This window comes from Halomonas alkaliantarctica (assembly GCF_029854215.1).
Classification (GTDB): domain Bacteria; phylum Pseudomonadota; class Gammaproteobacteria; order Pseudomonadales; family Halomonadaceae; genus Vreelandella; species Vreelandella alkaliantarctica_A.
Genome location: NZ_CP122961.1, coordinates 2,017,099 through 2,029,254 on the forward strand (window position 1 = coordinate 2,017,099; position 12,156 = coordinate 2,029,254).

Here is a 12,156-nt window from a genome sequence, read left to right on the forward strand (position 1 = left end):
TATTTTTCAACTAGTTATCGGTATTCAATTGTGGTTTTGAATCGGCAAAAGGGAGTGCATCAAAATGGCACGTCAAACGGTAGTTTTGGGAGCAGGTATGGTAGGTGTCAGCATCGCTTGGCATCTACGTCAGCGTGGGCATGAGGTCACCCTGGTGGATCGCCTTCAACCTGGCCGCGAAACCTCGTTTGGCAATGCGGGTATCATTCAGCGCGAAGCGGTTAGGCCTTACCCTTTTCCCCGCGACGTTAAAACGCTGCTTAGCGTTTTACCTAACCGTCGGGTAGATATTCGCTATCGCCCCGCGGGCATGGTCAACGCGGCTTCCCCGCTATTGCGCTACTGGATGAACTCTGCGCCCAAGGCTTACCAGAAAATTGTGCCGGAGTACGCCTCATTGATTCAGCTTTCGCTGAAAACCCACGGCCCGATGATTGATGCTGCAGGTGCCGAGCACTTGGTGCGCCGACAAGGGTGGCTTGAGCTTTATCGCACTCCTGAAAAGCTCGCCGCACGGATAAAAGAGGCTGAAGAAGCGCGGCACCTTTATGGTGTACAGTTTGAGCAGTTGGATAGGGCTGCGCTTGAGGCGAAAGAGCCTTCGCTGAGTGACACCATTATCGGTGCGATTCACTGGCTTGACCCCTGGACTGTCGCTGACCCAGGTGGATTGGTCGCGGCTTACGCCCAAGCGTTTAGCAATGATGGCGGGCGTATTTTGCAGGCAGATATCAAGTCGGTTCAACAAATGGGTGACCGCTGGCAGGTCAATACTGCTGCTGAATCGTTAGAAGTAGATAACGTCGTTGTGGCGCTGGGGCCCTGGGCGGGCAGCTGGCTTAAAGAATTAGGCTATCACTTTCCTACCTTTGTAAAACGTGGCTACCATATGCACTACGCGCCCCAAGCGCCAGCCAAGTTAAATTTCTGGGTTATGGATGCCGAAGTGGGCTACCTGCTGGCGCCGATGAACGCAGGGGTTCGATTAACGACTGGCGCCGAGCTTGATCGTTTGGATGCACCTGCTGACGTCAATCAACTAGGCGCCGCCGAAAAAGTTGCCCGTAGCGTGTTTCCCTTGGGCGAGCGCCGTGATGATGCCCCTTGGAAAGGCGCGCGGCCCTGCTTACCGGATATGAAACCGGTGATTGGGCCAGCGCCACGGCATCCTGGCCTATGGCTTGCCTTTGGCCATGGCCACCAGGGCTTCACCTTAGGGCCTGCTACAGGGCAGTTGCTTGCGGATATGATGGAAGGGCAGCCAACGGCCATTGATATGGCGCCATTTCGCGCTGACAGGTTCTAGCTAGCGCTATATTCATTAATGATCAGGTGAGTTAAGCCGATAGTAGTAGATGCTGGTACTAGTAATAGAGAACGATATCTTTGCGCGTAATCTAATGCTTTGCTAGTTTAAAAGTACATTACACACCATGAGGTGGATATATGGATGTAGGCATCAGCAGTTCAGTTAGCGCGTCGCTTTATATGAACCAAGCGCAAACTCCTGAACAGGCACAAATGCAGGTGTTTAAAGAAGCGCTAGATACTCAGGCGCAGCAAGTGACCGAAACCATGGCCTCTGCGAATACTGGCGCTCAGCCTGATTTGGCCAAAGAGGGCAATGTAGGTACGCAGGTTAATACCTACGCCTAGATCACAGTATTTAGTGACTAGCAGCGGACTTGTGCCGTTTAGTACGATAAAACGCTGACCTGGTCAGCGTTTTTTTATGACCTTTTCAAGGACGTCTTCAAGAGCGTCACGTTTGACGCCACCCGCGACAACAGCTGCCTCCAAGCGTTACAATTGCCCCAATGGACATTGCTCATTGCGCGGCGGCTAGTTATTGAGAGCTGCTGATTGGGTGCTGCGCTGAGTACCAATATTTGAAGAGGCATAATGAAAGAGACTCAATTAGCCCGTGAAGCTGAGCTTCGCAGGACATTCGCTATTATCTCGCACCCCGATGCTGGTAAAACCACAATTACCGAAAAGATGCTGTTGTTTGGCAACGCCATTCAGTTGGCCGGCTCGGTGAAGAGCAAGCGTAACGATCGCCATGCAACGTCGGACTGGATGAAAATGGAGCAGGAGCGGGGTATCTCGGTAACGACCTCGGTGATGCAGTTCCCCTACGGTGGGCGCATCGTCAACCTGCTGGATACCCCTGGTCACGAAGACTTCTCTGAAGATACCTACCGCACGCTCACGGCGGTTGACTCTGCATTGATGGTAATCGATGGCGCTAAAGGCGTTGAGGATCGCACCATTAAGTTGATGGAAGTGTGTCGTCTGCGTACCACGCCGATTCTCACCTTTATCAACAAAATGGATCGCGATATCCGTGACCCCATTGAGGTGATGGATGAAGTCGAAACGGTACTGAATATTCAGTGTGCGCCGATGACCTGGCCGATTGGCATGGGCCGCCACTTTAAGGGCGTTTATCACCTCTATAACGACGTGATTCATCTCTACACCCAGGGGCAGGGCAGCCGAATCCCCGATGATAAGCGCATCGAGGGCCTGGATAGTCCCGAAGTGGATGCCGTTCTGGGAGAAGATCAGGCCGAAGAGCTGCGCATGGAAGTGGAGCTGGTGCGAGGTGCTTCCCATGAGTTTGATTTGGACGCTTATCGCCGTGGTGAGCTTTCGCCGGTCTATTTCGGTACCGCCATGGGTAACTTTGGGGTGCGTGAGATGATGGATGGCTTTGTCGAGTACGCACCGCCGCCCCAGGATCACGAAACTAATACTCGGGTAGTTACTTCCGAGGATGATCGCTTCACTGGCTTCGTGTTTAAAATACAGGCCAATATGGATCCCAACCACCGTGATCGCATTGCGTTTTTGCGGGTCTGTTCAGGCAAATACGAAAAGAACATGAAGATGCGCCATGTGCGTATTGGTAAGGACGTTAAAATTGCTGATGCGTTGACCTTTATGGCCTCTGATCGCTCTCAAGTGGAAGAAGCTTGGCCTGGCGATATTATCGGCCTCCATAATCACGGTACGATTCAGATCGGCGATACCTTTACTGTGGGTGAGGATATGCGCTTTACCGGCATACCTCACTTCGCTCCCGAGCTATTCAAGCGCGTGCGGCTTAAAGACCCGCTAAAGATGAAGGCACTACAAAAAGGCTTGCAGCAGCTTTCCGAAGAAGGTGCTACCCAGGTCTTTATGCCGATGGACAACAACGATTTGATTCTGGGAGCCGTGGGAACCCTGCAGTTCGATGTGGTCGCTCATCGCTTGAAAGAGGAGTACAAGGTCGACTGCTTGTACGAAGGCGTCAATGTTCAGACCGCCCGCTGGGTTTACTGTGAAGATGCTAAAAAACTCGAAGAGTTTAAGCGTAAAGCTAGCGCCAACCTGGCGATTGATGGCGGCGGTTACCTCACCTATATTGCGCCTACCCGGGTTAATCTGCAGATGACTCAGGAGCGCTGGCCCGACATTCGCTTCCAGCTTACCCGCGAACACTAGATTTTTGATAGTTAGGCATGCAAATGCTGATCGATGCCCACTGCCATCTCGATTTTACCCAGTTCGATCATGATCGGGCCGGGGTGTTTGAGGCTGCTAAGGCAGTGGGTGTTGCGCACTTTGTGGTGCCGGGTACGACCCGTTCGCGGTGGCAGCAGGTGCTGGCACTGGGGGAGCGGGTGGATACGTCAATATGTCTTGGCCTACATCCTTACTTTATCGATGAGCATCAAACGTCGGATATTACTGCGCTTGATCATTTGCTCGCTGAGCACCCAGAGGTGGTCGCAGTGGGGGAGTGCGGGATCGATGGCCGCTTTACCGACACGCTTGAAGAGCAGAGGCACTACTTTGATGCTCAACTAAGGCTTGCGAAACAGCATTCACTGCCGGTAGTGGTGCACTGTGTCCACGCCAACGATAAAGTGGCTAAGCGCCTTCGCCAGCTCGCGCTTCCAAAGGCAGGGTTAATTCATGCCTTCTCGGGCTCCATCGAGCAAGCGACCAAGTTTCTTGACCTGGGGTTTAAGCTGGGGTTGGGCGGTGCAGTCACCTATGAGCGTGCCAAGCGGTTACGACGAACCGTTGAGGCACTGCCTGATGATGCTTTTGTGCTGGAAACCGATAGCCCCGATATGCCGCTTAGCGGTTATCAGGGCATGCGTAATGAGCCTTGTCGAGTTGCCGAGCTATGCAGCGTTGTGGCCGCACTGCGCGGGCAAACAGGGAGGCAGGTCGCAGCTCAAAGTAGTGATACCGCCGCGACGCTGTTTGGCTTGCCTTTAACCAAGAAATAACCCAGCAACGCTAACCTAGAGCAAGCCTAGCCGTTAAGGTTAACCGCAAGCTGTTCCGGGTCAACGCGCTCAATCGCATAGGGTAATGGGAGAAGGGTCGCTGGCGCCCCATCTAAATAGAGCGGCATGGTTTCTTCGGCGACTTTAGTGCTCATGACTGCCAGCAATTCGACGCCGCCTTGATGATCAAACGCGCTGACCACCACTTCGCCTACCGCCTTATCGTCACCATTAACCACGCTAGCACCCACCTCAGGCAGCGTTGTAGTCTCTACACTGATATGCATCAAACGCTTTTTCACCTGGCCACGGAAGTGCGCTCGGGCGACGACTTCCTGGCCTGTGTAACAGCCTTTTTTAAAGCTAATGCCGCCCAACGCTTCCCAGTTCAGCATTTGGGGCAGGAAGTGATCCTGCTGGGTATCGGTTAGCCATGCCAAACCGCTACGAATATCCTCAAGCTGCCAAGTGTTACGGCCCGCTTGGTCATCCTGTACCGACGCTAAATCGACCTTGCTGTCATTATCGAAACACAATAGCCAGCGGGGTGTCTCACCGGGGTAGCGGAGTACGCAGGCTTGGTCGTTGTTGGTATGAGTGCCCACTCGATCAGGCATATCCATACCCAACTGATCCGCCAGCGCTTGGGCCTCATCGCCGACTCCAATGAATATCAGGTCGCGTTGGGTGGTTAGCTCAGCGCGGTAAAAAGCGGCGAATTTTTTAAGATGATTCGCTAGGCTATCCAATAAGGTGTTACTGAGCAGCAGCCGATAGTGCTCATCGCCCAAGCGCATCAACTGGGCGTTGGCCAGCATGCGGCCCTTAGGCGTACAAAAACAGGTGAGCGGCGCAAAGTGCCCGTCGGCCAGGCTGACCTGGGCGCTGGTCTGGCCCTGAAGGAAATTTTCTGCATCCGCCCCCTTCACATCCAGCGCGGCTAAGTGGTTAAGGCGGACGCTGCCAAGGGCGGGGGTGCTAGCGGTAACGGTCGCCATAAAAACTCCTGCAAAAGTGGGAAAGCGTTCGATAGTGATGTATTCAATACGAAAAGGTAAATAGTGCCTTCACAGCTATTAGGTGCGGGCAGTCGGCACTGATTGCAAGGCACCATTAGCGTGCTAGACTCTTTCTCTTGTATCAGTTTTGCACAGGTCAACAGGTAGGAAAACGCTATGGCGCAGCAGTCGTTAACATTTCAGGGTGTTAAATCGGTCGATCAGGTGAACAAAATCACCACGGCGCTCATGATGCTTGATGGGGTTGATAGTGCCGAAGTGGGGCGCCATGGCGCCGATGTGGACGGTCGAGCAAAACGCGAGACGCTGATTAATGCCATTGAAAAACTCAAGCTAGGCGTAAAGGTATCCTAATGCATCCTCCCATTACCGTGATCAGTGAACGCAACCATGTCTTTAGGCAGCGAGTTGAAGTCAATGGCTTGGAAGATCTATACGCCGATGTGCCACCGATAGTCGGTGGCGAGGGCAGCGCCCCTGATCCCCACGACTATTTCGATATCGCCCTGGGTACCTGCAAAGCGATTACCGTGCAGATGTACGCCAAGCGGAAAGAGTGGCCGCTTGAGGGTATTACCGTCACCGTGCAGCGGGACGATAGTCAGGAAAAAAAGGGCATCTACAAGCTAGACGTAGCATTAACGCTACACGGTATTGATGACCCGGAGCAGCGCGCCCGGCTGGAAGATATTAGCCACCGCTGCCCCATTCAGCGTTTGATGACCCAGTCCACTGTCGAGATCGCCACGCGGTTAGTTTAAATTCTCTTGTTTAGGAGCACCGATGAGCAAAGCCTTTCGATTGCAGTCAAAATTTCAGCCTGCTGGCGACCAGCCTGCCGCCATCAAGGGGCTGATTAGTGGCCTGGAATCTGGGCTTGCCCACCAAACGCTGCTTGGCGTGACCGGGTCGGGCAAAACCTTCACCATGGCCAATGTGGTGGAACAGCAGCAGCGCCCGACCATCGTGATGGCGCCGAACAAGACGCTTGCGGCCCAGCTATACGGCGAATTCAAGGCATTCTTCCCGGATAACGCCGTAGAGTATTTCGTCTCCTACTACGACTACTACCAGCCGGAAGCCTATGTGCCTTCCTCGGATACCTTTATCGAGAAAGATGCCTCGATAAACGACCATATTGAGCAGATGCGGCTTTCGGCCACCAAGGCACTGCTAGAACGCCGTGACGCGCTGATTGTGGTGTCAGTTTCGGCGATTTATGGCCTGGGTGACCCCGACCAATACCTGAAAATGCGTCTCCACTTTACCCGCGGTGAGCTCATTGATCAGCGCGCTTTCCTGCGGCGTTTGGCGGAGCTTCAGTACACCCGCAATGATATGGATTTCCGCCGCGGTACTTACCGGGTGCGCGGCGATGTGATCGATATCTTCCCCGCCGACTCTGACGAGGAGGCGGTGAGGGTAGAGCTGTTTGACAGCGAAATTGACACTATTCGATTGTTTGATCCGCTCACGGGTGCTGTTCGTGGGGAGGTGCCACGGATGACCATCTACCCCAAATCACACTACGTCACTCCGCGGGAAACTATCCTGGGTGCCATTGATGCCATTAAAGAGGAGCTCAAAGAGCGTCTGGAGTGGATGCGTAAGCATGAACGGCTGGTAGAAGCGCAGCGTCTTGAGCAGCGCACCCTTTACGATATTGAGATGATGCTGGAGCTGGGTTACTGCAACGGTATCGAAAACTACTCCCGATACCTCTCTGGGCGTGCCCCGGGCGAGCCGCCGCCGACGTTCTTTGATTACCTGCCCGATGACGCGCTGCTATTTATCGACGAGTCCCACGTCAGCGTGCCCCAGGTAGGTGGCATGTACAAAGGCGACCGCTCGCGTAAAGAGACCCTGGTCGAGTATGGCTTCCGGCTGCCCTCTGCGTTGGATAACCGGCCAATGAAGTTTGAAGAGTGGGAGGCCATTTCCCCACAAACGATCTTTGTTTCCGCCACCCCGGGTCGCTATGAGGGTGAACACGCCAGCCAGACCGTTGAGCAGGTGGTGCGTCCCACCGGGCTGCTGGATCCTGAAATCGAAGTGCGCCCGGCCAGTACCCAGGTCGACGATCTGCTTTCGGAAATTGGCCTGCGCACCGCAGTAGGTGAGCGGGTGCTGGTGACCACGCTAACCAAGCGTATGGCGGAAGACCTGACTGAGTATTTTGACGAGCACGGCATTCGAGTGCGCTATTTACATTCGGATATCGACACCGTCGAGCGGGTTGAGATTATTCGCGACTTACGCCTGGGCAAGTTTGATGTGTTGGTGGGCATCAACCTGCTACGCGAAGGCCTGGATATTCCTGAAGTGTCGTTGGTGGCAATTCTCGACGCCGATAAAGAAGGCTTTCTGCGTGCCGAGCGCTCGCTGATACAGACCATTGGCCGCGCTGCCCGTAACGCCCACGGTAAGGCGATTCTTTACGGTGATCGGATTACTGACTCGATGCGCAAGGCGATCGACGAAACCGAGCGTCGCCGCGCCAAGCAGACCGAGCACAACCTAGAACACGGTATTACCCCCACAACGGTTACCCGCTCGGTGGCCGATATTCTTGAAGCTGCCCAGGCGCCTGGCAAGAAGAGCAGTCGCCGCCGTGGTAATGAGCGCAAGGTGGCGGAAAGCGTCGCCGAGTATGATGTCACCACCATGAGCAAGCAAGACCTGCTGGGCGCCATCAGCAAGCTCGAAGACGCCATGTTTGAGGCAGCGCAAAATCTTGAGTTCGAAGAGGCGGCGCGGCTTCGCGACCAACTCCATCAAATGAAAGACAAACAGCTGGCGCTGGGCTAGCAGTATGCCGGAAGGCCCAGAAATTCGCCGCGCAGCGGATCGTATTGAGCAGCAGATAGGCGGGCGGGTGATCGACGATGCCTGGTTCGCCTTTCCAGAACTTGCCGAGCAGGCAGCCTCATTTATGGGTGTTCGGGTCGCCCGAGTAGATACCTGGGGCAAAGCAATGCTGATCCGGTTTGCCGATCAGCGCGTGCTTTACTCCCACAATCAACTCTATGGTGTTTGGAAGCTGCATAGTGAGGATAAGCCCCCAAACACCAAGCGTGCGCTGCGGGTTCGGTTGAGCGCAGAAGGGCGCTGCGCCAGTCTCTATAGCGCCTCCGATATTTCCCTCTGGCAGGCAGAAAATCTCTCCGAACATCCTTTCTTAGCTCGCTTGGGCCCTGATTTATTGAGTCAAGACGTGGCTCCCTCGGATGTGCAGCAACGGCTGAATTTAAAGCAGTTTCATAAACGCAGCTTAGGAGCGCTGCTGCTCGATCAGGGGTTGGTCGCTGGCCTGGGCAACTATTTGCGCTCTGAAATCCTGTTTTTTTCCCAGCTTCCGCCAAGCGCTCGACCGGTGGATTTAACCCCAGAGCAGCAGCAAACCCTGGCTGACTGCATCATTGACGTTACCCGGCAGGCCTATCAAGCCGCAGGCGTTACTAATCGTGAGGCCTGGATTGCGCAGGCCAAAGCAGCGGGTGAGCCGCGCAGGCAGTGGCGTTTTGCGGTTTTCGAGCGGGCAGGGCTTGAATGCCATCGCTGTGGAGTGGTGGTGGAGCGCAAGATGGTTGGGTCGCGCAGGCTCTATTGTTGCCCACATTGCCAGTCGGCGTGAGTAGAGTTTATACCGTTATCTTGCTTAAAAATACCATCGAATAAAGCTCTGACCTTAGTGTTCAGATAGGCGCCAGGGATTGCTGCCGCGTAAGGGCCAATACGGTATACTGGTAGCACGCTAAGACGGCACTCCCGCGGGCGCGGAAGAAAGCCGCAGACTAGACGATAACCTAGGAGCTATTAGTCCATGACCGTGATTCGCCAGGACGACGTTATTCAAAGCGTTGCCGATGCTCTGCAGTACATCTCTTACTACCATCCCAAAGATTTCATCGACGCCATGGCTGCTGCCTACGAGCGCGAAGAGAACCCCGCCGCCAAAGACGCCATCGCTCAGATTTTGATTAACTCGCGCATGTGCGCCACCGGGCACCGTCCAATCTGTCAGGATACCGGCATCGTCACCGTGTTCGTTCACGTGGGCATGAACGTTACCTGGGAAGCGGACATGAGTCTGGACGACATGATCAATGAAGGTGTTCGTCGCGCTTACTTGCTGCCCGATAATATCCTGCGCGCCTCGGTGCTGGCAGATCCTGACGGCAAGCGAGCCAACACCAAAGACAACACCCCGGCGATTATTCACCACTCGATTGTCCCCGGTGATACGGTCGATATTCACGTGGCAGCGAAGGGCGGCGGTAGCGAAGCAAAATCCAAGTTTGCCATGCTGAACCCCTCTGACAGCGTGGTTGATTGGGTGATGGAGCAACTCCCGAAGATGGGCGCTGGCTGGTGTCCGCCCGGTATGCTGGGAATTGGTATTGGCGGCACAGCCGAAAAGGCCATGCTGATTGCCAAAGAGGCGCTACTCGATCCCATCGATATTCAGGATCTGCAGGCTCGCGGGCCCAGCAATCGTGCCGAAGAGATACGTTTAGAGCTGTTTGACAAGGTCAACAAGAGCGGTATCGGTGCCCAGGGGTTGGGCGGCTTAACCACCGTGCTGGATATTAAAGTCAAAGACTATCCAACCCATGCCGCCAACAAGCCCGTCGCGATTATTCCCAACTGCGCAGCGACCCGCCATGCCCACTTTACTCTGGACGGTTCTGGCCCCGCAGCACTAAAAGCGCCGAAGATTGAGGACTGGCCGGAAATCACTCGCGAGGCGGGCGAGAACGTCAAACGTGTCAACCTTGATACAGTGACGCCCGCTGAAGTCAAAACCTGGCAGCCCGGCGATACGCTGCTATTGAACGGTAAGCTGCTCACGGGCCGTGACGCTGCTCATAAGCGCATGGTCGATATGCTGGCCAAAGGCGAGCCGCTGCCGGTGGATATGAAAGGGCGCTTTATCTACTACGTCGGTCCGGTTGATCCCATTGGTGACGAAGTCGTGGGCCCCGCTGGACCAACCACCGCTACGCGAATGGATAAATTCACCCGCACTATGCTGGAAGAGACTGGCCTGCTGGGTATGGTCGGCAAAGCAGAGCGTGGCCAAGCCGCTATTGATGCTATCCGTGACAATGAAGCAGTGTACTTAATGGCGGTCGGTGGGTCGGCATATCTGGTCGCTCAAGCGATTAAAAAATCGCGGGTAGTGGGCTTCGAAGACTTAGGCATGGAAGCAATCTATGAATTTGAGGTTGAAGATATGCCGGTGACCGTAGCCGTTGATAGCCTGGGCACATCGGTACATCAAACTGGGCCTGCGAAGTGGAAAGAGATTATTGCCCAGTCGGCGTAATGGAGTGGTAAGGTTGATTAGGCTTTAGACGCATAAGGGCCTCGCTGACGGCGAGGCCTTGTTCTTTGTGAGGGCTTTCTAAGGACGTGGCTATGACCTCCTGGTTGCTAGGGACCAGCATCTTACTGATACATCTGCTCGGCATCGTTTCAGCCATTATGGCGCTGATGTCCAGTCGCACCTCCCAGGGTGCCGTGGCATGGATCATCTCGCTGCTGACGTTCCCTTATGTGGCGCTTCCCGCTTACTGGTTTTTCGGGCGGCCAAGGTTTTATGGTTATGTGTCTGCCCGCGGTCAGCGAGACACCGTGCTACGCCGGGTTCTAGTGCGCTACCGGGCTAATGTGCAGCCCTATGTTGCACCCTCTAGTAACGCGGATATTCAGGCTGTCGAGCAGCTTGCCATGATGCCGCTAACCCATGGCAATCAAGCCACACTGCTGATTGACGGGCCAGCAACGTTTGAAAGCCTGTTTGACGGTATTGACCGTGCTGAACAGTATGTCTTGTTGCAGTTTTTCATTGTTCGCAACGACGCCCTTGGCCAACGTTTGAAGCACCATTTACAGCGTGCTGCCCAGCGCGGCGTGCGGGTCTATTTTCTTTACGATGAAGTAGGCAGTCGCAAGTTAGCCGGTAGCTACCTCAATGATTTAATCAGCGATGGGGTGGCCGTGAGTGCCTTTCGTTCATCGAGAGGCTTTAAACACCGTTTTCAGCTTAACTTCCGCAATCATCGTAAAGTCACGGTGATTGATGGCAAGGAGGGCTGGATAGGGGGCTTTAATGTCGGGGTCGAATATCTCGGCGAGAATCCACGGCACGGGCCATGGCGGGACACCCATCTCAAGCTTGAAGGGCCCAGCGTGCTAGGCTTGCAGGAGGCATTTTGGGAGGATTGGCACTGGGCGACGGATGAAGTGATTAGCCTGAACTGGATGGCCGACATGTCTTCCTCTGCCACCGACCACCATGTGGTGATCGTGCCTTCTGGGCCCGCCGATCGTCAGGACACCGCCAGCCTGCTCGTTCAGCAGGTCATTCATAGTGCCAAGCAGCGGCTGTGGGTGACAAGCCCCTATTTCGTTCCTGATCAGGGAGTCCAAGATGCACTACGGCTTGCGGCGATGCGCGGCGTCGATGTTCGGGTAATGATTCCGGAGCGTCCCGACCACCTGCTAGTTTTCCTATCGGCATTCTCATTCCTTCCTGATATGTTAAGAGCCGGTGTTAAAATATACCGTTATCTTCCTGGTTTTTTACATCAAAAAGTCATGCTGGTAGATAGCGAAGCTGCCACGGTAGGGACAGTTAACTTGGATAACCGCTCGTTTCGGTTAAATTTTGAGATTACTGCCTTTATTCCAAGTCGCGATTTTGCTACCTGCGTCGAAGCGATGCTGGAAAACGACTTTGCCCACTGCCGTCGTGTCACCATCGATGAGATTAACCAGCGCCCGGTGTGGATGAAAGTCATTTCGCGGGCAGCTTATTTAATGGCCCCTGTTCAATAGATAAG

General features: G+C 54.5%; 11 protein-coding genes. 10 read left to right on the forward strand and 1 reads right to left on the reverse strand.

Translation table 11 applies throughout. The annotated features are described in order from the left end of the window. Positions 1-64: 64 nt before the first annotated feature. The 4 genes from QEN58_RS09155 to QEN58_RS09170 all read left to right on the forward strand — a co-directional run bounded on the left by QEN58_RS09155 (position 65) and on the right by QEN58_RS09170 (position 4,289). Positions 65-1,306, forward strand: coding sequence for an NAD(P)/FAD-dependent oxidoreductase (locus QEN58_RS09155; RefSeq protein WP_280106781.1), 1,242 nt, complete (start codon positions 65-67; stop codon positions 1,304-1,306). Positions 1,307-1,446: 140 nt separating this feature from the next. Then, a complete protein-coding gene (locus QEN58_RS09160; protein ID WP_280106782.1) occupies positions 1,447-1,656 on the forward strand; it encodes a putative motility protein in 210 nt (69 codons plus the stop codon). A 246-nt stretch (positions 1,657-1,902) separates the two neighbouring features. Continuing rightward, a complete protein-coding gene (locus QEN58_RS09165; RefSeq protein WP_280106783.1) occupies positions 1,903-3,492 on the forward strand; it encodes a peptide chain release factor 3 in 1,590 nt (529 codons plus the stop codon). Positions 3,493-3,515: 23 nt separating this feature from the next. After that, the gene (locus QEN58_RS09170; protein WP_280106784.1) at positions 3,516-4,289 is read left to right on the forward strand and encodes a TatD family hydrolase; all 774 of its coding nucleotides are present in this window, start codon (positions 3,516-3,518) and stop codon (positions 4,287-4,289) included. A 26-nt stretch (positions 4,290-4,315) separates the two neighbouring features. Here the strand turns inward: QEN58_RS09170 and ygfZ are convergent, their stop codons facing one another. Continuing rightward, entirely contained in the window at positions 4,316-5,287 is a 972-nt protein-coding gene (gene ygfZ / locus QEN58_RS09175) for a CAF17-like 4Fe-4S cluster assembly/insertion protein YgfZ (protein ID WP_280106785.1), read from the reverse strand. Positions 5,288-5,464: 177 nt separating this feature from the next. On the opposite strand from ygfZ, the gene QEN58_RS09180 reads away from it, so the two are divergent. The 6 genes from QEN58_RS09180 to cls all read left to right on the forward strand — a co-directional run bounded on the left by QEN58_RS09180 (position 5,465) and on the right by cls (position 12,151). Further along, positions 5,465-5,662, forward strand: coding sequence for a hypothetical protein (locus tag QEN58_RS09180; protein WP_007114205.1), 198 nt, complete (start codon positions 5,465-5,467; stop codon positions 5,660-5,662). Beyond that, positions 5,662-6,069, forward strand: a complete 408-nt coding sequence (locus QEN58_RS09185) for an OsmC family protein (protein WP_071693199.1) — start codon at positions 5,662-5,664, stop codon at positions 6,067-6,069. The genes QEN58_RS09180 and QEN58_RS09185 overlap by 1 nt, the downstream gene beginning before the upstream one ends. Before the next feature lie 22 nt (positions 6,070-6,091). Then, complete coding sequence (gene uvrB, locus QEN58_RS09190; RefSeq protein WP_280106786.1) at positions 6,092-8,116, forward strand: excinuclease ABC subunit UvrB; 2,025 nt, start codon at positions 6,092-6,094, stop codon at positions 8,114-8,116. A 4-nt stretch (positions 8,117-8,120) separates the two neighbouring features. Next, a complete protein-coding gene (gene nei, locus QEN58_RS09195) occupies positions 8,121-8,942 on the forward strand; it encodes an endonuclease VIII (protein ID WP_280106788.1) in 822 nt (273 codons plus the stop codon). A 189-nt stretch (positions 8,943-9,131) separates the two neighbouring features. Then, entirely contained in the window at positions 9,132-10,637 is a 1,506-nt protein-coding gene (locus tag QEN58_RS09200; RefSeq protein WP_280106789.1) for a fumarate hydratase, read from the forward strand. 92 nt (positions 10,638-10,729) lie between these two features. Next, on the forward strand, positions 10,730-12,151 hold the full coding sequence (gene cls / locus QEN58_RS09205) for a cardiolipin synthase (protein WP_280106790.1): 1,422 nt from the start codon (positions 10,730-10,732) through the stop codon (positions 12,149-12,151). Positions 12,152-12,156 lie beyond the last annotated feature (5 nt).